The organism is Almyronema sp. (genome assembly GCF_052168255.1).
In the GTDB taxonomy this organism is placed as follows: domain Bacteria; phylum Cyanobacteriota; class Cyanobacteriia; order Phormidesmidales; family Phormidesmidaceae; genus Sphaerothrix; species Sphaerothrix epifaneia.
In genome coordinates this window covers 12,800-33,149 of sequence record NZ_JBQLZL010000093.1, presented here as the reverse complement: position 1 = coordinate 33,149, position 20,350 = coordinate 12,800, and the positions used below count along the sequence as shown (strand labels likewise).

Here is a 20,350-nt window from a genome sequence, read left to right as displayed (position 1 = left end):
GCGATCGCATCGACAAGCTAATTCGCTTCAGCGCTTCGTTCACTTCCAAAACGCGCACCTTAACGATTTGCCCCACCTGCACAATCTCCTTGGGGTCTTTGACAAAGCGATTGGCTAGTTGCGAAATATGCACTAGGCCATCTTGATGCACGCCAATATCGACAAATGCGCCAAAGTTAGCCACATTGGTGACGACGCCTTCTAGCACCAACCCTGGCTGCAAATCGCTGATTTCGCTGATATCTGCGCGAAATTGGGCGTAGGTAAACTGCTGGCGCGGGTCACGGCCAGGTTTTTCTAGCTCGTGCAAAATGTCTTGCAGCGTCAGTTCGCCCGTAGTTTCTGTGACATAGCGCTTAAGATTCAGGCGGCTTAGCTGCGCTTGAGCTTGGGAAATTTGACCAAGGGGCAGGTTTAAATCAGCGGCGATCGCCTTGACGACACCATAGCTTTCGGGGTGAACGGCGGTATTATCTAGCGGGTTATCGCCATCGCGAATGCGCAAAAACCCGGCTGCTTGCTCAAAAGCTTTGGGGCCAAGCTTGCTCACCTGTAGCAATTGTTTCCGGTTGCGAAAAGCGCCGTTTTGATTGCGATAAGCGACGATGTTATTGGCTACCGCGCTGCTAATGCCAGAAACATACGTGAGCAGCTCTTTAGACGCATTGTTTAAATCAACCCCTACATAGTTAACGCAGCTTTCTACCGTTTCATCAAGCTGCTTGCGGAGTCGCTTTTGGTCAACATCGTGCTGATACTGCCCAACGCCGATAGATTTGGGATCAATTTTGACCAATTCTGCCAGCGGGTCTTGTAAACGACGGGCAATGCTAATGGCACCGCGCACTGTAATATCGAGATCCGGAAACTCAGCGATCGCTACCTCACTTGCCGAGTAAATTGAGGCTCCTGATTCATTCACTAGCACCTTAATCGGCGGCTGAGGGAATTGCTGCAACACCTCAGCTACAAAGGCATCCGTCTCGCGGCCAGCGGTGCCGTTACCAATGGCAATGAGCTGAATTTGATACTGCTGGATCAGCCGCTTTAACGTCTCTGCCGCCGCCGTTCGCTGCGCCGCTGACTGATGCGGAAAGATTGCCTGATAAGCCAAAAATTTGCCCGTAGCGTCTACTGCGGCTACCTTACACCCCGTCCGAAACCCTGGATCAATGCCCAATGTTGGCTGCATACCTGCCGGAGCCGCCAGCAACAGGTTTCTTAAATTGGCTGCAAAGGTGGCAATCGATTGTTCGTCAGCCCAATTCTTTTTCTCGGCAATCACTTCGTTGGTTAGCGATGGCTGCATCAGCCGCCGAAAAGCTTCTGCAATTACCGCCTGGTAAAAAGTTCGCACTTCAGGCGATCGCGTTTGAATCACCTGCGCTGCTAGCTGAGCCAAAATTTTCTCGGCCTCAAAAATGAGTTCTAGTTTCAAAATGCCTTCTTTCTCACCCCGCAGCAGCGCTAAAACATTGTGGGGAGCCATGTTGTTGAGCGCTATCTGGTAGTGGCGGTACATTTCATATTTGGTGGTTCCTTCGCCGTAGTCAGGTTTGATGGTGGACTTTATCACCCCTGTTTGCAAGAAGAAGGTTCGCACAGAAGCTCTAAGGCTGGCTTGCTCAGCCACCTCTTCAGCCAAGATATCAGCCGCTCCCTGAAGCGCTGCCGCTGCTGTTTCTACCCCTTTTTCGAGGTCAACATAGCGAGCGGCTTCAAGGGTGAGGTCGCTAACGCTTGCCCCGGTTTGATTGAGCTGCCGCAGCCAATCGGCTAAAGGGGTGAGTCCTTTTTCGCGAGCCGCCGTAGCGCGAGTTCGGCGTTTAGGGCGATAGGGCAGGTACAGGTCTTCGAGTTCTGTCTTTTGCGTAGCGGCGTCAATTTGCTGCTTGAGGGCTGGGGTAAGCTGGCCTTGCTCCTCAATGGCTTTGAGAATAGCCTGTTTGCGATCGCTTAGCTCTTTTAAATAGGCAAAGCGATCGCTGATTTCGCGTAGCTGCGTCTCATCAAGGTTGCCCGTGCGCTCTTTGCGATAGCGAGCTACAAAAGGAACCGTTGCCCCTTCGGCAAACAACGCTAAAGCCGCCTCCACCTGAAACACTTTAAGCGACAGTTCGCGGCTGAGCTGTTGAGAAATATCTGACATGCGATCGGCAGGAGTCGGGTCGTTGAGGTTCCTATTGTAAGGGGTTGGCTCAGCGGTCAGCTTAAACGGTTGCCGCTTGCAGTTGCTCGATAGCCTGCTGTAACGCTTGCAACGCCTGATCAACTTCCTCGGCACTGACAATCAGCGGCGGCACAAAGCGTACGACCTGCGGCCCTGCTGGAACCAGCAACAGTCCTACCGCGATCGCGGCTTTGACAATATCCACCGACTGAATAGCTGCTTCTGGTTTGAGCACCAACCCGTTAATCAAACCCCAGCCCCGCACCGTTTCGATCAAGTTGGGGTAAGTCTGAGCCAGATTTTGTAGCCCCGTTCGCAGTTGCTCACCCCTTTGCTGAACATTGGCCAGCAGATTTTGCTGCTCTAGCGTTTGGCAAACTGCCAGGGCAACGCCGCAGGCAAACGGATTGCCGCCAAAGGTGCTGGCATGTTCTCCGGGCTGTAGCACATCGCAGTGAGCCTTGCAAAGCATCGCGCCGATGGGAATGCCCCCGCCAAGTCCTTTGGCTGAGGTAAAGACATCGGGTTCAATGCCTAAGTTTTCATAGCCCCAAAATCGACCCGTTCGGCCTACGCCCGTTTGCACTTCGTCAAGTATGAGTAAAATGCCTGTTTGATCACAAATTTGCCGTATCCGCTGAAAGTAAGCCGCATCGCCAGGACGGACGCCACCTTCGCCCTGCAGCGGTTCTAGCATAATGGCTACGACCTGCCGCTGCGAGGCATCTAACTCAGCGATCGCGGCTTCTAGGGCGGCTATGTCGTTGTAGGGTACGTAATGAAAACCGGGCATCAGCGGATCAAAGTTTTTCTGATACTTGGGTTGCCCGGTGGCCGTAATGGTGGCTAGCGTTCTGCCGTGAAAGCTGGCATTAGCCGTCAAAATCACAGGCGATTCAACACCCAACTGGGTTTTGCCATACTTGCGGGCTAGCTTGATAGCGCCTTCGTTAGCTTCAGCCCCCGAATTGCAGAAAAACACCCGATCAGCGGCAGAATGCGCCGTTAACCAAGCGGCTAGCTCTCCCTGCTCTGGAATATAAAAGAGGTTAGAAACATGGTGCAGCTTTTGCATTTGCTGCGTTACCGCCTCTACCATTACTGGATGGGCATGACCCAACGTGCAGGTGGCAATGCCTGCCACAAAATCTAGGTAGGCGTTCCCGGCAGTATCCCAAACTTGGCAACCCTGACCGCGCTCTAACGCCAGGGGAAAGCGGCCATAGGTGGTCATCACATGCTGATCAAAATCGCTAGCCTGAAAATCAGGGTTGTGGGGGGTGGGGCTGGCTAAATTCAGCGCTTTTAGCGAATTGTGAACCAAAATTTTTATGCTCACGGGCAGATCCTTAAGGAGGGAGACTTTAGATATCTAAATCTAATCTAGCGATTCTAGCGATCGCCGCTAGCTTTGCAAAGAGATTTGCGTCATCAGGTGCTTACATAAATCGCCCAATCAACCGTCGCCCAATCAACCCGCCTCAGCGGCCTGTTTGGCACAAAACAGCGGGTTTATCGTCTGAGAAAGTTGCGATTTAGCCTATCGTGCAGGCGGGCTTTGTCTGCTGAGAGAGTTGCGTTTGACGAGCAGGCAGCTATACTAATTTGCATTGTACGTAGCTTTGGCTGCCTTTGCAGACTTTAGAACAAGCCATAGAACGAGTGCAGCGTGGTTGCAGGTAAACTATGACCGGACATCGAGACATGCCTCAGCGGCCATCTCGCCAAGATCCTAGACGATTTGTGGCAAAACCACCTTTGCCAGGGTTTCCGCCGCTGCCACCGCCCAGACGCGACCAGCGGCCTTTGCCTCGCTCATCTCAGCTTCCTTCGCTGCCGATTTTGCCCCGGCAGGCAGGTTCGCCGCCGCCTGCTCCCCCGGCTAACCCCACCCCCGCTGTTACCGCTCAGCCAACGGCGGCAGCCAACGCTTCGTCGGTCAATCAGCTTCAGCAGCAAATCCGACAGCCGTCGCCACCTAAGCCACCTGCGGCTGAGCCGTCAAAGTTGGCGTCTAGCCCAAAGCCGTCAACGCAGTCGCGATCGCGACCCGGCATTCCGCTGGGCAAATTTCTGAGCAGTTGGCCGTTTTGGTCTTTGAGTTCTTTGGGTTTAATTGGGGCGGTTGGGGTTGCTTCGGCCATTAGCCTGTTTCGTATTCCTAACCTGCCAAACTGTCGAGCGATCTTTTGGCCTACTGCGTCAGCTTCTACGCGGTTGCAGTGTGCAGAAGCCTATGCCGATCAAGGAACCGTTGATGATCTATTAGCGGCTATTCGGCTAGTGGACGCGCTGCCAGCCGATCATCCTTTGCGCACAGACATTAACGAGCGCATTGAGTTATGGGCTGATCAGATCTTGAAGCTAGCCGATCAAATGTTCCATGCCGGAGAGCTAGAAAAAGCCATTGCCACCGCCCGCAAAATTCCGGCTGGAACCGCTGCTGCCGATGAAATTGATCAGTCTATCGATCGCTGGCGTGAAATTTGGAGCAACGCCGAAGCCATTTATCAAACTGCTGAAGAAAAGCTGAGTGAACAGAGCTTTCGCGAAGCCTTTGCGGCTGCGATTAAGCTGCTGTCGGTGGGTAATGACTACTGGGAAACCACCAAGTACGAAGAGTTAACCCAACTAATTTCGGTGACGCGCGAAGATGGGAATCGCCTAGGACAGGTTAGCAATCTGCTGCGTCGCGGTGGGCTAGAAAATTTGCAGAAAGCAATTGAGCTGATTGAGAAAATTAAGCCTGAAAGCCGTCTTTATCAAGAAGCTCAGCGTCGTCTTAAAGACATTGCCCAGGAAATGCTGGATTTGGCCGAAGCTTCGCTAGAGCGCCAAGATGCAGAAGCGGCTCTGGCTATTTTGGATGAAATTCCTGACGGGGTTGATTTTGACGCCCAAACGGCGGATTTTCGCGTGCTGGTAGAAGCTTATAAAAGTGCTTGGGAAGGGACGATTCCGGCTTTGGAATCGGCCATTGTGCGGCTACAGAGCATTAGCCGCGATCGCCCGCTGCATGATCGTGCCCAAAAGCTGATCAGCCGCTGGCAAAGCGAAATTCAAGGGGTCGCCCAGTTAGATTGGGCTAGACAACTCGCTGAACCCGGAACCACCACCGACTTATCAGCTGCGATCGCCCATGCTGAAAAAATCTCCCGCTCTAACCCCATTTGGGAAGATGCCCAAGCCCAGGTGCGCCGCTGGCGCAGTCGGCTAGAAACGGCTGAAGATCAGCCCTTTTTAGATCGGGCGGAGCAGTTGGCGCTAGCTGGCGATCCGATGTCGCTCAGAGCGGCGATCGCCGAGGCTGAAAATATTCGTTCGGGTCGAGCCTTATACGACCAAGCCAGCGATCGCATTCGAACTTGGCGGCGCACGTTGCAACGAGCCGAAGACCAGCCGGTTCTGGCTAGAGCCAGACAGCTTGCCCAAAATGGCAGCTACCAAGAAGCGATCGCGACGGCTGCTCAAATTGGCAGCAACCGAGCGCTTTACGACGAAGCCCAGTCAGACATCAGCAGTTGGCAAGGGCGAATTCAGGGGCGTCAAAAGCTGCAACAGGCTTATCGCTCGGCTGAAACGGGCACCGCTGCCGCCTTAGCCTCAGCGATCGCTTTAGCTAATGAAGTTCCCAGCGACAGCAATGCCCGCTCTGACGCTGATTTGATGATTAACCAGTGGAGCTGGCAAATCCTCTCCTTGGCCACAGCTCAAGCCAATACCGATTTGCCCAGCGCCATCGACATGGCTCAGCAAGTACCTGCCCGTACGGAAGCCTACGCTGCCGCTCAGCTCAAAGTTCGCGAATGGCAGCAGCAATTGCAGCCCGAAGAAGTGACAATCGAAGAACTGCTGCAATAAACTCTCTTTAGCGATCTTCAGCCGTTCGCCGTTGGCTAATCAGCGGCGCAGGACGATTTTTCATGTCTCGGCGCTGGAGAACAGTTACCCCTGCCCGTTGTTGCCTCAAAAGCTAGCCACCGGATCAGGCGGATACGGGCCGATGAGCAAATCAGCCCAGGTTTGCTGGGGGCGCTGGAGCCGAAGTTCAAGCCACAGGCGATCGCCTGAACTTCAGCAACGGCATGAGCGTCTGCCCTGACTAGGTTGAAGCTGCGGCCATCTTCTTTTCTAACACCAGCTTCGATCGCTTGAAAGGTTCTGGAATCTGCACCGGGTAATGCCCTGTAAAGCAAGCCGAGCAAAAGCTATTAGGATCTTGCTGCGTCGCTGCTAACATGCCTTCCCAGCTTAGATAAGCCAGAGAGTCTACCCCAATTTGGGCTTCAATTTCGGCGACTGATTTGGTGGCGGCGATGAGCTGGTCTTGGTTGTCAGTATCAATGCCAAAGAAGCAGGGATGGGTGACTGGGGGCGATGAAATTCGCATATGCACTTCAGTAGCGCCCGCGTCCCGTAGGGCTTTGACGATTTTGCGGCTAGTGGTACCCCGGACGATCGAGTCGTCTACAATCACAATCCGCTTGCCCTCTAGCACATCCCGCAGCGGGTTTAGCTTCATGCGGATGCCCGCTTCTCGCATTTTTTGGGTAGGTTGAATAAACGTACGACCCACGTACCGATTTTTAATCAACCCTTCGGCGTAGGGAATGCCTGAAGCTTGAGAGAAGCCAATTGCAGCAGGTACCCCCGAATCGGGCACAGCAATGATTAAATCAACGTCGGCGGGCGATTCTTGAGCTAGCTGCTGCCCCAAACGCAGTCGATAGCTATAAAGGCTTTCGTCGTTGACGACGCTATCGGGACGGGCGAAATAAATCATTTCGAAGACGCACAGCTTGCGCTGCTCCTCAGCCCACTGAATTGAGGTCAACCCCGCTTGATCGATCCAGACCAGTTCACCCGCATGCACTTCGCGCAGAAAGGTGGCTCCAATAATGTCTAAGCCGCATGTCTCAGAAGCCAGTACATACTGGGCTGGGCCGTTTTCGCGGGCGGGTGGTTCGCCTAGATAGCCCAGCACCAGTGGCCGAATGCCATGCGGATCGCGAACGCCGATTAAGCCCTCAGGGGTGCCAATGGTGAGGCTAAAAGCACCTTGACACTTTTTCAGGGCAGTCACTGCCCCTGCCGTCCAGTTCTGGCCGTCGTTGATGGCTTCTGCGATCGCAAAGGCGATCATCTCTGAGTCAGTAGTGGTTAAGAGGTTACAGTCTCGTCGCAGCAGTTCTTCGCGCAGGTCAGTGGTGTTAACCAGGTTGCCATTGTGCGCCAAGGCCAGCGAGCCTAAGCGGGTCTCGACCACCGCTGGCTGGGCATTGAGAATGCGGCTAGATCCAGTGGTGGAATAGCGGGTATGGCCGACACCAATTTCACCGGGCAACTGCTGAAGGATGCTGTCGCTAAAAACCTGGGAAACCAACCCCATATTTTTGTGCAGATGGACGCGATCGCCTTCAAAGGTGGCAATTCCGGCTGATTCTTGGCCCCGGTGCTGTAGTGCATAAAGACCAAAGTAGGTCAGCGTTGCTGCGCTTTCCCCCGGTGCAAAAATGCCAAAAACGCCACAGGCTTCTTCGGGTTTGTCAGAGCGGGAGGCTTCAATCACAGTCGCTGAGGGCTGGGCCTCAGAAGGGGTTGACGGATACGCAGTTAATTCTGTCACCGGGGAGACCATTGTATTGGGGTTAGAATGCGGCAAGCGGATTGTGGGCTAAGCAGAAGGCCCATTACTGAAAAAAATCAAGGGCAGAGCCTCCATCCATCATAAAAGTTTACGCTTTGATCAGGGACGGACGCGGGCTTAAAGTTTTCAGGATGTAATCTTAATACTCTCTTAATAGGCTTCGATCTTAACATTCTTAGCCTTGGGGTTGACCTTTGCCAAAGCCTAACGGCGGGTGGCGACCCACCCCTTAAGGGGTTAAGCAGCGCCAACCCCCATCCTCTTAAGCGCTGATTTGCCGTTCAATCGCCTGAGTCCAGCGATCGCTCATTTGCGCAACACTCAGCTCTAATAAGGGAACCCCAGCAGCCGTTTTCATCACCAGACTGGGCGTAGCAGCCACCTCCCCCAGCTTGAACCAATAATTCGGAATCTGGTTTTGCAGCCATTGTTCCCAAGTCTCAGCGTCAGCCGCCGCCACAGACACCACAATCCGCGCCCCGCCTTCACCAAACAGCACCCGATCCCAACGGATTTGTCGCTGATCGATGGCGAACGGCAGCGTAATCTCAGCCCCCTGCTGGCCACTGATACAGCATTCGGCCAGGGCGATCGCCAAACCGCCTTCAGCACAGTCATGGGCTGAGCGTACCCAGCCTTGCTGAATGCCCTGACGACAGGCAGCTTGCACCCGTTTTTCTAAATCAAAATCAATTTGAGGTGGTTTGCCAGCAACCGTTTGGTGAATTGCCGCCAAATATTCCGATCCGCCCAGGGTGACGGCGGCTGGATCTTCCCCAAGCTGCCCCAATAAATAAATGCGATCGCCTGCGGTTAGCCATCCCTGGCCGCACACCTGTGAGATATCGGGTACCAAGCCCACCATGCCCACTACGGGCGTCGGATAAATAGGCTGCGGTTTGCCCTGGCTATCAACGGTTTCGTTGTAGAGAGAAACATTGCCGCCGGTCACTGGCGTTGCCAAGGCTTTGCAACCGTCTGATAGACCCCGACAGGCTTCGGCTAACTGCCAATAGCCAACTGGATTTTCGGGACTGCCAAAATTGAGATTGTCGGTGACGGCTAACGGCTCAGCGCCAACACAGCTTAAATTTCGAGCCGCCTCTGCCACCGCTGCTTTAGCCCCTTCATAAGGATCGAGGTAAACATAACGCGCATTGCAGTCTACCGTGGCGGCTACGCCTTTCTGCGTTTGCGGGCTACCTCCTAGCTGCGGTCTGAGCCGCACAATCGCGGCATCGCCGCCACCGGGCAGCAGCACAGTGTTGTTTTGTACCTGGTGGTCGTACTGGCGGTAAATCCATTGCTTAGAGGCGATCGTTGGAGTTGCCAAAAGCCTCAATGCCACTTCGCTCCAGCTTTGAGGCTGGCCTTGTACGGCAATGCCGCCTGCGGTCGCCGTTGGTAAGGCCGATTCGTGCCACTGCCACGCTTGCAAAGCATAGTCCGGGGGAGTAGCTAATTTTTCCCGGTGGTAAATGGGCGTATTGTCGGCTAAAGCCGTCGCCGGAATTTCAGCCGCGATCGCCCCTTGAAAGCGAATCCGCACAATCGGTTCAGCAATAACCCGACCTGCTACCACCGCCTGTAACCCCCAGCGATGGAAAATTTCAATCAGCTCTTGTTCACGCCCCGCCTCAGCCACAAACAACATGCGTTCTTGAGACTCAGACAGCAAATATTCATAGGGCACCATTCCCGCTTCGCGCACCGGAATGAGATCAAGATCGAGATCGATGCCAACCCCGCCTTTGGCAGCCATCTCAGCCGTAGAGCAGGTAATCCCGGCGGCTCCCATGTCTTGAGCAGCCACCACCGCTCCGGTTTTGAAGGCTTCTAAACACGCTTCCACCAAAGATTTTTCTAAAAAGGGATCCCCCACTTGAACCGCCGGACGATCGGCTTCAGACTGGTCTGTTAGCTCCGCACTGGCAAAACTAGCGCCGCCCATGCCATCGCGCCCGGTAGTGGAGCCGACATACAGTACCGGATTGTCGATTCCGGCAGCGCCAGACTTGACGATGTCGTCAGTTTCCATCAAACCCAATGCCATGGCATTCACCAGCGGATTGCCTGCATAAGCCGGGTCAAAGTAAACTTCGCCGCCAACCGTAGGAACCCCAAAACAGTTGCCGTAGTGGGCAATACCGGAGACAACGCCCGTAAAAATTTGCCGAGTGCGCGGATTGTCTAAACTGCCAAATCGCAGCGAGTTGAGTACAGCAATGGGACGCGCACCCATTGTAAAAATGTCGCGCAAAATGCCCCCAACGCCAGTCGCTGCTCCCTGAAAGGGTTCAACCGCAGAGGGATGGTTGTGAGATTCAATCTTAAAGGCCAGCCGCAAACCGTCTCCCATATCTACTACGCCCGCGTTTTCCCCCGGCCCTACTAAAATGTGTGGCCCTTCGGTGGGGAATTGTTTGAGCAATGGACGCGAATTTTTGTAGCAGCAATGCTCTGACCACATCACCCCAAACATGCCTAATTCAGCTCGGTTAGGGTGGCGACCTAAGCGTTGCACAATCTCTTCGTATTCACCTGGCTTTAAACCTTCTGCGGCAATTTCATCGGGTGAGAAGGGGGGGACGGTAGGAGCAACCATAAAATCTTCAGCAACCAGGCAATTTTGACAGCACAGACCTCATTTTACCGTTGATGTTTAGCCTCAGGCGGATGATTTCGGGCTAGCCAGCCGACTAAGCCTGTTGGGCGTCACTAGATTAATTGCTCATAATAATGTCAACCGCTCTAGTGGGGAAAAAGGCAGGCTAGATAGCGGATTTAGGCGATCGCCTGCTAGCTAAAAGCGTGGCCGATCAGGAATGGTTATTTGAATGTGATGTGAGTCACTCAAATGCTTGATCAAGATCGCGATGCCCTTTGGCACAGTTAGACATACTGTAGAGGACTCAACTCTAGCCGAGTCATCTACAGGGAACACACAATCGGCCGACAGCTCCTTCGGGAGTTCGTCGGTTTTTTGTTTAACGCATCACGCCCATTGTGTTTTTCCAAGACAGCTCTTTACACAACACTTCTAGCGCTCGGCGATCGGCTCCGGTAAAAAGCTGGCTTTCAATCAATTCGCTTAACACTTGCTGGGTGAGTTGGGCTGCAAATACGCCCCCCGACCGCAGCAGATGGCCGTAATAACAAAACTGAGACTTGCCCTCATCGGTTTGATGAAACTGATGCACTTCTAGCAAATTCATACGATAAACAGCCGTGTTAATCGGGACAACGACGCGTGGAATGCCATGAATACCATAAGCGCGATCGCCCATGGCAAAAGTGCCGACTAGCACTACCCCTAGCAGCGTACGCGTATCGTTAATCAAGTCTGGGGTGAAAACGGGGTCGGGTTCGCTCGACAAACGCGGGCCGCTGTTCAAAAACATGGGATTAAAAAGCTGAGAGTTATAAATAACCCCGACAGCCCAATGGCGCTGATCGTTTTCTAGCTTAACGAATTGACCAAAACCGTAATCTTCATCCGTCGGGGGCTGATCGACCTCAAAGCTATCATCAAGCTGCACGACGTAGTCGCAATGAGAGCTAGATTTAACCACCTTGCCAATGCGGCAACGATTCGCTTCAGACCTTAGAAATGTCATACCAATTTCCCCTCGCGATCTAAAAAAGGGCACGGCTAAGCCATACCCTTCAGGGTTGAGTGCGAATTATGCTGAACATCTGTTGGGATAACTCGCCTCGATGCGTTAATAACGATTAAGACATCGCCTGAATAATGTAGTCGAAGTAAGGCGCAGCTTCTTGAGCGTCCTCATCAGTCAGAATAGCCAGTGAGGCTTCTTTCAAACACCGAACAGCCTCGGCCATCCCCGGTACCGGAACGTTTAAGGCATTATACATTTCGCGAACACCGACCAAGCCAATGCTCTCGATGGGTTCTTTAGAACCAGAAATTAAACCGTAGGTAATTAGACGTAGATACCAGCCATAGTCTCGGATGCAAAGAGCGCGTTGCCGCTGCCCATACGCATTACCGCCAGGTGCAATAAAGTCAGGGCGGCGCTTCCAAAGTTCTCGGCTAGCCTGATCTACAATTTTTTTCTCATTTTCGGCCAGAGCGGCTGCGATTCGCATTCGCTGCTCACCTGTTTTGAGAAAAGATTCAATACTTTTGAGCTCACCGCTAGTAGGGTAGCGCAGCTCATCATCAGCGTTAAGGATAACTTGACTAACGACAGACATGGTTAAAGACGATTGCAGTGATTAGATAGCTATTGATAGTTTAAACGACTCTAGGTACTCGCAGAAAAGCAGCTAAACTCTAGTCCTTAATGTGACATTGTCCTCAACAATGTGCAAGAAAAATCAAGTCTCGTAAATTTTTTAAAACTTCTGGAACCAGCTTAGAGGGTTTTTAGCAGGGCTTGAAGATGCTGAGCAATCGCCTCTGATCCCCCCGCTTTGCCGACGCGTTGGGTACCATTTGCTGGGCAATCGCTTAAGTAGTTGAAATCTTGCAGCGTTGCCACAATGCGTTGAGCTGCCGTTTGCAAAATAGCGCTATTAGCGGGTCGCCGCCCAATAGTTTGCACCGATCGACCCAGGAGCCGCATTTGGGCTTCGGCAAACTGATAGGTAAATTGAGGGCCTTGTCCGGGAATTTGGATCACAGGCTTGCCCAGACCCACGGCTTGCTCTACGGCAGTACCTGCCATGCCGATGGCTAGCGTGCACTGATGCAGGATATCGGCAAAGGCATCTGGATAGCAGTAAACTTCTACAGCGGTTTCTGTGCTGAGCGATTTTGTCAATTTGCCAGGGGTATATTGCCACGCCAAAGCAGCGGCGATCGCCTGTAAGTCGGCTTCCCCAATGCTGGGCACTAAGGCTGCGCAAAATTGGGTTTTTTGCAGTTGCTGCACCTGTTCGCAAAGCTGCAACTGTAGCTTGAGATTTTCTAGCGCTTCGGGCAGACGGCTACCAGGTAGCAGGGCAATCATCGGTACGGCTGGATTCAAGCCTAAGTCTCGTCCGGTGGGGGCTAAGACGTCCATAATCGGGTAGCCGACAAACATAGCTTTGGTCATGCCTTGGCGGTTGAGATCGGCGGCTGTATAAGCGTCACGGGTAAAGATTTGGAGACAACGCCGCGATCGCAGACACAGCCGAGTAATCAACGGTAGCCGTAGCCGCCCCTCATAAAAACTAGAGGTTGAGACTAAAAAGGCGGTATAAGGCTGACCGCTCAAATAGGCCATCAAAATTGGCACGACATCGCCTGTGGCCAACAACAAATGACAGGTACGGCTATAGCGACGTACGGCTCGAAACTGCTGCAACGTCAGGCAAATTAGCCCTCCCCACAGATCTTTTAGATAGTTAAAAGGATGGGTATAGATCAGCCCCCCAGAGGGCAGGCTGGCGATTGGCCCCAGCGTGGTAATGCCCGTGCGGCGATAAGCTTTGCCCCGACCCACCAGCGGTATGGCAGCGACCGTAAGCGTCGGCATCAGCGTTTGCAGCGATCGCAAGATCAAACTGGCATTGAGATCTTCACCATGCCCGTTACTAAGGGAGAGCAGCCGCTGAGTCATCAGAACATTTTTACGAAGAGCCTCAGCTAGATTACCGTGAAGGGCTGACGAAAATCTAAAGTGTCTAAAGTAGGCTAAGGCGAAATTGGTACAGCAGGGCGGGTATGAGGCTACTTTGTATCAGCAACGGACATGGCGAAGACAGCATTGCTTTACGGATTTTACAAGCATTACTGCCCCAGGTTGAACCGCTCGATTTATCGGTGCTGCCGATTGTTGGGCAAGGCTCGGCCTACCAGGCGCATGGGTTTTCGTTGGTGGGGCCAGCGCAGACTTTGCCGTCTGGCGGGTTTATTTATATGGATGGTGAGCAGCTTGTCCGAGATGTGCAAGCGGGGCTGCTGTCGCTCACTTGGGCACAGCTTAAAGCTATTCGTCAATGGGCGACTGGCGGCGGCCAGGTATTGGCTGTGGGGGATATTGTGCCGTTATTGTTTGCTTGGCAAAGTGGTTTACCGTATAGCTTTGTGGGTACGGCCAAATCAGAGTATTGGCTGCGCGACGAGCAAGGGAAATTGCTGTCTCCCAACTGGCTGGCTGCTGCATCGGTCTATTGGCCGTGGGAGCGTTGGTTAATGGCCAGTTCACGCTGTCAGGCGGTGTTTGTGCGCGATCGCTTGACGGCTGAGTGGCTACGGCAGTGGCAAATTAAGGCGATTTATGCGGGCAATCCCATGATGGATCAGCTAGAACCGACAGAACCGTCTTTGTCGGTGCCAGCCAATACCGCCTTGAGCGTTGTGCTATTACCGGGTTCACGGGTGCCCGAAGCGCACCACAACTGGCAACTGATTCTGGCGGCTGCGTTCCATCTGGTGCAGACCTACCCCCAAAAATCAATTGCTTTTTTAGCGGCGATCGCCCCTAGTCTTGATCGGCAACCGTTTGAGCAAATTCTCCAACAGCAGGGCTGGCAATCTACTGGGTCAATTGCTCACCGACCTCGCTATCAGCAGTCAACCGCAACGCTGCAACTGGTGCAAGATGCGTTTGCCAATTGCCTGCACCAAGCTGATTTGGCGATCGCCATGGCCGGAACCGCCACCGAGCAAGTAGTGGGCTTGGGCAAGCCAGCTTTGACGCTACCAGGACAAGGCCCACAGTTTACCCGTCGCTTTGCCGAGGTGCAAGCCCGACTTTTGGGGCCGTCAGTCATTTTGCTAGAACGTCCAGAACAGGTTGGCTTAGCTGTGCGATCGCTGCTAGAGAATCCATCGCACCGACAAAAAATTGCCCAAAATGGTCGGCACCGCATGGGTGAACCAGGCGCAGCGCAAAAAATTGCCCAGCAATTGGCTCAAAATTATCGCTGTAGTCCTTAAGGCCGAGAGGCTTAACTAGCTGAAAACCGCAGCCAGAAAAGCTTTCCTGCTTCTGCCCTGACCCTACCGCCTTTAGCTACCAGCTATATCCCAGCTTTTCTAAGGTGTCACCAGCCAACGTCCGCCAGAGATCGACTTGCTCAGGCGAGAGCGAACTGCGCCAGTCCCCGACCGAACCTTTGCGTACGTGCAAACCTTCTCCCTTGTGCGTGACTTTGCTGATATCGTTAGCCGCCACAATGTTTTCTAGCAGATCTGGTGTATGCTCCAGTTCTAAAAAATCAAAGATGTGACGCAGCGCCTCGGCAGGCTGGGCTTTGACCTGTTCGTAGCGCACTTGATAAAGGTTCGGAGCCAGTTGAGGGTCGCTGCGAAACTTTTCGCCTAAGGTGACACAGCGCTGCCACTGAGCAATGACATCGCGCGAATGGCTGCGGGCCCAGCGTTGGGTTTTGGCTCGTGCTTTGTACGATACGTCTACATCGCGACCATCTCTCAAAACTTCGATGATCTTCGCTTCAGGAAAGCGGTGAAGAATTTTATCGACATAGCGAATATGCATGGGCGTTTTTTCCAGCATGACATGCGCTGCTGTGCCCTGATGTGTCTCAAAGAAATGCTGAAAGAGCGCTGCAATTAGGTTTTCAGCTCTAGTTAGATGGCTGCCCTCCTGACCATAGGCTTGCTGGAGTAGCCGCTGAAACGCTGCTCGCGACGCTAAATGGTGCAGACCAATGCTGTTTTTTCCTTGCTCGTATAGGGCATAGAATTTGGGCAGGCTGCGCCAGATATCTTCAGTTGTAATGCCTAAAAACAGAGATTTTAAGCCGTAATGTCGAATGACCCAGGTTGCCGATTGCCGTCGTTGCTGAAAAGACCAGTCGGGCAGGTAGGTAAAGGGGTCATAGATAATGGAGTAGGCATGTGACTCAGTGGGGACTGAAAGGCTGAGGGGATGTTTGCCAATCATTCTAAAAAGCCATGAGGTACCCGATCGGGGGCAGCCGACGATAAAAACCTTGCGATACGATGAAGGCATTTGAATAATAGATAGTTTGCGGTGGCTAGCAGCCGTGTTCTTAGATTGCCCAGGCTAGACCCACTGTGGTCAAATCTACTGGGTGAAAACGCGCTGCGTAAGGCAACTGCGCTAGTTCGGTTTTACGCTTTGTGTGGTAGCGGCTGGTAGCGGGCGAGTTCTGTTTGAATGCGATCGCGCTGGTGATGATACTGCTCAGGCGATAAAACGGGAGATGCCGAGTCAATTGCGATCGCTGTTTGCAACGCTAGCCAAGAGCGGCAGCCGCCATAACTAGCGTGGTAAGGAATTTCAACGGGTTCCGGTAGCCGATAAACCCGCAGCAGCAAAAGGTAAAGGGGTTGTCGTGGCTTCCAGTTGAAGCGCTCTGTGGCAAATTGAGCGTGCCAAATATGAAAGGGCTGCAAAGCGGCTAAAGCGCTGGGTTCGCTAACCTGCCAAACATCAGTAATATCTGCCCAAGCCCGCAACGGTACGCGCTCTGGATGCCAGCCAGCGCTGACAGGCTGAACGGCTGACTGATACGCCGCTTTGAGTAAGTGCGGCTTTTGGTGTTCATAAGTGGGATAGAGAATCACCTGGCGATGGCTAACGCTGAAGCCTCCTCCCACTTCTCGAATGCCCCCTTTGCGTAGCAGCAAAATGGTTTGACCTGAGGCTAAGGCATCAACGGCGACAGACCATTCTTTGAGAGCAGAGGTGAGCGTCGTCATTAGGCAAGGGGCTTTTGATAATTCGACTTACGCTGGCTGAGGGTCTTAAGTTTAAGATAGCGCAAGCTCCAGCCCCCCAGGAGACAACCCAGCCCATAGTGAGGATAGTCCCAGGCTGAAAAGGTTGTGCCCAATAGTAGCCGCCACGCCAGGGTACTTTTCAAGTCATCGGGAAAAGGAATCAACTGCGTCACTTCGACTACTCCTGTGACCAGAAAAACCCAAAAGGCGATCGCCCCGGCACGCCACTGCGGCTTGAACCAGCCCACTAAAAAGACCCAAAACATTTCATAAACAATATCTCCACCGTAGTTGTTTAGCCAAGCTGCGCCCCAGCCTGCATAAAATTTAGTGGCCAATCCTAAAATCACGAGGCCAACTAAACTGCAAACGCCGCCAAAGCGGTAACGAGCCAATGCAGACCTTAAGCGATCGCGCCGAATATGCACAATAACCTCTTGAATAACCAACCTCAGGTAGCCACTCCTACATCAGCCTGTTTTGCGATTTCGCACAGAGCTTAAAGCCTCAGCCCTGTTGGCCGCGTAAGGCAGCAGCGCAGACCCGCCTCTATGGCCTTCTGCAAGTGCGATCGCCGGAAAACATCCGCTGTAATTGTTAAGCTTCGCTTTTAATCGGGTCATTCTAGAACAATGGTAATCACAGCTTCTACCTAACTGAATGTCGATCAACTGTTCTTTAAACGACTCTGTACTGACGCCTCGACAGTTAGAGGCCAGTAATGCACCTCTAAAAATTGATTCAGTGCTTTCAGATCTGCCGCTCTTTGAGCTAGAAGTCGAATCTGATTGTCTAGGATCGGAGTTGGCTCAGTGTTTTGAGCGCTATCCGCAGTTGCCAGGGGTGGTATTGCTGGAAAAAGGCAAACTGCTAGGCTTGATCACGCGACAAACGTTTTTAGAATATTTGCTGCGGCCTCAGGGGCTAGAACTGTTTTTGCAACAGCCGCTACGGGTGCTTTATAGCTATGCGCGATCGCCCGCGCTAATTTTACCGACGACGACCTCTATTATTACAGCCGCTCAAAAAGCCCTGCTGCGATCGCCAGAACAACAACATCATCCGCTGGTGGTGAAATGTGCCAAGGTCTATCGTCTCCTGAGCGTGCCTGATCTAAATGTGGCTTACTGGCAAATACGCGGCATTGAAACTCAGGTGCGCTACGAGCGAGCCCAAGCGCAAATGCTTCAGAGTGAAAAAATGGCCGCTTTGGGGCGTTTGGTCGATGGCGTTGCCCATGAGCTTTCAGATCCGATTGGTTTTATTTGGGGCAACCTGGCTCATTTAGAAGACTATGCCCAGCAGCTTTTAGAGTTAATTGCCGCTTATGAAGCTGACGGCACCGCTGCCTCAGCCGCAGTTCGGCAACTCAAGGCCGAAATTGATCTCGATTATCTACAAAGCGATTTACCCAAAACCCTCTCAAGTATTCGCGGAGGAGCCAATCGGATCAAGCAGTTAGCCGCGAGTTTGCAAAATTTTTGCCACATTGATGAGGTCTACCCCAAACCCGCTAGTCTGCATGACTTACTCGATAGCATTCTGCTGCTGCTAACTAGCCAGCTCAATACCCCTGTCCATATCGTTCGTCAGTATGGGCATTTACCCCCAGTTTCTTGCTTTGCCGGACAGCTCAATCAGGTGTTTATGAACATCTTGTCTAATGCGGTTGATACGCTGCTAGAGCAAACCATTCGCTGCACGCTGGCGGCTGAATTCAATCGCACCAAACCTGCCCAAGCTGACTATTTACCTACGCTAACGCTGACAACGGCGATGAAGCCCGATCCAGCCCAAAACCCAAGTGACAGCGATCGCCGTTGGGTGGTTTTGCAAATTAGCGATAATGGCCCTGGGTTAGCGCCTGAGATTGAGCAACAGGTGCAACAAGGCTTCGCCCAAGAAAAGCGGATGATGAAAGAAACCAGCCTAGCCATGAGTTATCACATTATTACGGGCAAGCATGGTGGTCGGTTTTATGTGCGATCGCGCACTTTTGTCGAGAAAAAAACGCCCGCTGATATTGGCAGTCAGTTTGAAATTTGGTTGCCCCTGAGTTAGTTTTTGGCTAAAGCAGGGGCTGTAGCCGAGTCGCTAGAAGTAGCGATCGCCCTTAAAAGCAAATAGTTGAGGGCTGTTCTAACGGCAATAATGGCGGCTAGGCGGGCAATATCATCCCAGCGGCTAGAGATCATGGTTTTCAAAATAGTAGCTCCGATTAAGAAGCTTAACCCCAGCGAAAAGGAATAGCCCATCACCAAACGGCTTCGCTGAAAGGCATCTGCCGTTTGCGGTTTGAGCAAAGCATCTTTGAGAAAAATGACGAGTGCTCTGATGATGCCAATCGCAATCACAAACAACGCCAAAAGCTGGCAAACGCTGGTCAAAATAACGTTTAACCCTTGCACCCAGCTAGAAATTTGCAGCCCCACCGCTTCCAACGTCATAGCCAACGATGTTTATCGCCTGATGGCAATTTAACACAGCCGCTCAAGATAGAAGGGTGTGGGCAGAGGGCAGAAGCCGCAGAGCTTTGCTGTCAGCGCTGTCAGCAGTTTTTTAGGCACGCTTGATGCCAATTGCAGCTCGTTCACCTAAAACGGCGAAGGTTTGACGCTAGCAAGGTTTGCAGCCATGACCCAGCTACAGCAAACTGTGGTAGAAGGCCGCTTAACGGCGATCGCGTTGACCCTCTATACTACTTTGTCTCATAGCCATGTCTACCCAACGTTTTTCGGCCACTCTGATTGGCTTTAGCGCGGTTTTAATGTGGGCTACCCTGGCCTTCTTAACGACCTTGAGTGGCGCGATTCCGCCTTTTCAGCTAACGGCTATGTCTTTTACAATCGCTTTTGGCATTGGCCTTGCCCTTTGGCTGCGAGAGGGGGGCAACTGGCTCAACCATTTCAAACTGCCGTGGCAAGTTTGGACTTTAGGGGTGGTGGGGTTGTTTGGCTACCACTTTTTATACTTTATGGCGCTGCGTCATGCCCCTGCGGTTGAAGCTAGCCTGATTGCGTATCTGTGGCCGCTGCTGATTGTATTGCTCTCGTCTTTGCTACCCGGTGAGCGGTTGCAAGCTAGCCATGTGGTTGGGGCGGTGTTGGGTTTTGCTGGCGCGGGGCTGCTGGTTACAGGTGGACAAGGGTTGGCTCTGCAAAGTCAATACAGTTTGGGTTACCTGCTGGCGCTGCTGTGTGCCTTTACCTGGTCGGGCTATTCGGTTTTGTCGCGACACTTTGGTGCCATTCCGACCAATGCCGTCGGCGGCTTTTGCGGCGTGACGGCAGGGCTAGCGTGGCTATGTCATGGACTGAGCGAACCGACGCTTTGGCCGACTGGGCAGGCATGGTTTGCCGTTCTAGGTTTGGGACTTGGCCCGGTGGGGCTGGCTTTTTTTACCTGGGATTATGGGGTGAAACATGGCGATATCAAGGTTTTGGGAGTGCTGTCTTATGCCGCGCCGCTGCTTTCAACCCTGTTGCTGATTATCGGTGGGGTGAGCGAGGCTAGCTGGAACGTGGCGATCGCTTGCTTGCTAATTATTACCGGAGCGGCGATCGCCACCTTAAAATTTGCCCGTTCGTAGGGGTGGACGCTGGGACAACAGCCTGCACTCTACAATGAAGCATGGATTTGCGCGTGTTGAACTATGAGCGATCTCCCCCGCCAGCTAACGCCTGAAGAACTGCAAGAATGGCAGCGCCGCCTAGAGCAAGCCAACTACAACAATATTTTTTGTCATTGCAAAGACTGCGATCGCGAGTGGGTGGCCTCAGCGGAAGTGCCCTGCCAGTGCGGTAGCAAACGGGTGGAGTATATTGCCTGTTGGCAATTTCCGGATGGCTAGCGCCTGTTGGCAATTTCC

General features: G+C 52.8%; 17 protein-coding genes. 6 read left to right on the top strand and 11 right to left on the bottom strand.

Translation table 11 applies throughout. The features are described from left to right. The coding region (locus ACTS3T_RS19865) for a Tex family protein (RefSeq protein ID WP_462935454.1) at positions 1-2,149 on the bottom strand (2,149 nt) is incomplete at its 3' end. Between the two features lie 61 nt (positions 2,150-2,210). Beyond that, positions 2,211-3,470: an acetylornithine transaminase gene (locus ACTS3T_RS19860; protein ID WP_462935457.1), complete on the bottom strand. Its 1,260-nt coding sequence runs from the start codon at positions 3,468-3,470 to the stop codon at positions 2,211-2,213. 386 nt (positions 3,471-3,856) lie between these two features. Here ACTS3T_RS19860 and ACTS3T_RS19855 point away from each other — a divergent pair, with 386 nt between their 5' ends. Beyond that, entirely contained in the window at positions 3,857-6,031 is a 2,175-nt protein-coding gene (locus ACTS3T_RS19855; RefSeq protein WP_462935453.1) for a chromosome segregation ATPase, read from the top strand. Positions 6,032-6,272: 241 nt separating this feature from the next. Here the strand turns inward: ACTS3T_RS19855 and purF are convergent, their stop codons facing one another. The 5 genes from purF to ACTS3T_RS19830 all read right to left on the bottom strand — a co-directional run bounded on the left by purF (position 6,273) and on the right by ACTS3T_RS19830 (position 13,387). Then, positions 6,273-7,739: an amidophosphoribosyltransferase gene (purF, locus tag ACTS3T_RS19850; protein WP_462935456.1), complete on the bottom strand. Its 1,467-nt coding sequence runs from the start codon at positions 7,737-7,739 to the stop codon at positions 6,273-6,275. A 340-nt stretch (positions 7,740-8,079) separates the two neighbouring features. Then, positions 8,080-10,422, bottom strand: coding sequence for a phosphoribosylformylglycinamidine synthase subunit PurL (gene purL / locus ACTS3T_RS19845; RefSeq protein WP_462935452.1), 2,343 nt, complete (start codon positions 10,420-10,422; stop codon positions 8,080-8,082). A gap of 382 nt (positions 10,423-10,804) precedes the next feature. After that, complete coding sequence (locus ACTS3T_RS19840) at positions 10,805-11,434, bottom strand: hypothetical protein (RefSeq protein WP_462935451.1); 630 nt, start codon at positions 11,432-11,434, stop codon at positions 10,805-10,807. 115 nt (positions 11,435-11,549) lie between these two features. Then, the gene (locus ACTS3T_RS19835; RefSeq protein WP_462935450.1) at positions 11,550-12,035 is read right to left on the bottom strand and encodes an allophycocyanin; all 486 of its coding nucleotides are present in this window, start codon (positions 12,033-12,035) and stop codon (positions 11,550-11,552) included. Positions 12,036-12,196: 161 nt separating this feature from the next. Next, entirely contained in the window at positions 12,197-13,387 is a 1,191-nt protein-coding gene (locus ACTS3T_RS19830) for a lipid-A-disaccharide synthase-related protein (RefSeq protein WP_462935449.1), read from the bottom strand. Between the two features lie 104 nt (positions 13,388-13,491). On the opposite strand from ACTS3T_RS19830, the gene ACTS3T_RS19825 reads away from it, so the two are divergent. Then, complete coding sequence (locus ACTS3T_RS19825; protein ID WP_462935448.1) at positions 13,492-14,709, top strand: lipid-A-disaccharide synthase-related protein; 1,218 nt, start codon at positions 13,492-13,494, stop codon at positions 14,707-14,709. Positions 14,710-14,785: 76 nt separating this feature from the next. Here the strand turns inward: ACTS3T_RS19825 and ACTS3T_RS19820 are convergent, their stop codons facing one another. The 3 genes from ACTS3T_RS19820 to ACTS3T_RS19810 all read right to left on the bottom strand — a co-directional run bounded on the left by ACTS3T_RS19820 (position 14,786) and on the right by ACTS3T_RS19810 (position 16,931). Then, positions 14,786-15,748: a sulfotransferase family protein gene (locus tag ACTS3T_RS19820; protein ID WP_462935447.1), complete on the bottom strand. Its 963-nt coding sequence runs from the start codon at positions 15,746-15,748 to the stop codon at positions 14,786-14,788. 122 nt (positions 15,749-15,870) lie between these two features. Further along, on the bottom strand, positions 15,871-16,461 hold the full coding sequence (locus ACTS3T_RS19815; protein ID WP_462935446.1) for a DUF1802 family protein: 591 nt from the start codon (positions 16,459-16,461) through the stop codon (positions 15,871-15,873). After that, entirely contained in the window at positions 16,461-16,931 is a 471-nt protein-coding gene (locus ACTS3T_RS19810; protein WP_462935445.1) for a ribosomal maturation YjgA family protein, read from the bottom strand. Before ACTS3T_RS19810 ends, ACTS3T_RS19815 begins: the two co-directional genes overlap by 1 nt. A 211-nt stretch (positions 16,932-17,142) precedes the next feature. Here ACTS3T_RS19810 and ACTS3T_RS19805 point away from each other — a divergent pair, with 211 nt between their 5' ends. After that, positions 17,143-18,543, top strand: coding sequence for a sensor histidine kinase (locus tag ACTS3T_RS19805; protein WP_462935444.1), 1,401 nt, complete (start codon positions 17,143-17,145; stop codon positions 18,541-18,543). On the opposite strand, the gene ACTS3T_RS19800 is transcribed toward ACTS3T_RS19805, so the two are convergent. Beyond that, a complete protein-coding gene (locus ACTS3T_RS19800; protein ID WP_462935443.1) occupies positions 18,540-18,929 on the bottom strand; it encodes a DUF1622 domain-containing protein in 390 nt (129 codons plus the stop codon). The genes ACTS3T_RS19805 and ACTS3T_RS19800 overlap by 4 nt on opposite strands. A gap of 187 nt (positions 18,930-19,116) precedes the next feature. Between ACTS3T_RS19800 and ACTS3T_RS19795 the strand changes: the two genes are divergently transcribed. The 3 genes from ACTS3T_RS19795 to ACTS3T_RS19785 all read left to right on the top strand — a co-directional run bounded on the left by ACTS3T_RS19795 (position 19,117) and on the right by ACTS3T_RS19785 (position 20,332). After that, a complete protein-coding gene (locus ACTS3T_RS19795; protein ID WP_462935442.1) occupies positions 19,117-19,239 on the top strand; it encodes a hypothetical protein in 123 nt (40 codons plus the stop codon). After that, a complete protein-coding gene (yddG, locus tag ACTS3T_RS19790) occupies positions 19,199-20,071 on the top strand; it encodes an aromatic amino acid exporter YddG (RefSeq protein ID WP_462935441.1) in 873 nt (290 codons plus the stop codon). Before ACTS3T_RS19795 ends, yddG begins: the two co-directional genes overlap by 41 nt. Before the next feature lie 63 nt (positions 20,072-20,134). Next, complete coding sequence (locus tag ACTS3T_RS19785) at positions 20,135-20,332, top strand: hypothetical protein (protein ID WP_462935440.1); 198 nt, start codon at positions 20,135-20,137, stop codon at positions 20,330-20,332. The last annotated feature ends 18 nt before the right edge of the window (positions 20,333-20,350 follow it).

Coding starts and splice junctions, on each gene's coding strand:
- ACTS3T_RS19855 (WP_462935453.1), top strand. CDS start 3,857: ATGACCGGACATCGAGACATGCCTCAGCGGCCATCTCGCCAAGATCCT.
- purL (WP_462935452.1), bottom strand. CDS start 10,422: ATGGTTGCTCCTACCGTCCCCCCCTTCTCACCCGATGAAATTGCCGCA.
- ACTS3T_RS19840 (WP_462935451.1), bottom strand. CDS start 11,434: ATGACATTTCTAAGGTCTGAAGCGAATCGTTGCCGCATTGGCAAGGTG.
- ACTS3T_RS19835 (WP_462935450.1), bottom strand. CDS start 12,035: ATGTCTGTCGTTAGTCAAGTTATCCTTAACGCTGATGATGAGCTGCGC.
- ACTS3T_RS19830 (WP_462935449.1), bottom strand. CDS start 13,387: ATGACTCAGCGGCTGCTCTCCCTTAGTAACGGGCATGGTGAAGATCTC.
- ACTS3T_RS19825 (WP_462935448.1), top strand. CDS start 13,492: ATGAGGCTACTTTGTATCAGCAACGGACATGGCGAAGACAGCATTGCT.
- ACTS3T_RS19820 (WP_462935447.1), bottom strand. CDS start 15,748: ATGCCTTCATCGTATCGCAAGGTTTTTATCGTCGGCTGCCCCCGATCG.
- ACTS3T_RS19815 (WP_462935446.1), bottom strand. CDS start 16,461: ATGACGACGCTCACCTCTGCTCTCAAAGAATGGTCTGTCGCCGTTGAT.
- ACTS3T_RS19805 (WP_462935444.1), top strand. CDS start 17,143: ATGTCGATCAACTGTTCTTTAAACGACTCTGTACTGACGCCTCGACAG.
- ACTS3T_RS19800 (WP_462935443.1), bottom strand. CDS start 18,929: ATGACGTTGGAAGCGGTGGGGCTGCAAATTTCTAGCTGGGTGCAAGGG.
- ACTS3T_RS19795 (WP_462935442.1), top strand. CDS start 19,117: ATGACCCAGCTACAGCAAACTGTGGTAGAAGGCCGCTTAACGGCGATC.
- yddG (WP_462935441.1), top strand. CDS start 19,199: ATGTCTACCCAACGTTTTTCGGCCACTCTGATTGGCTTTAGCGCGGTT.
- ACTS3T_RS19785 (WP_462935440.1), top strand. CDS start 20,135: ATGAGCGATCTCCCCCGCCAGCTAACGCCTGAAGAACTGCAAGAATGG.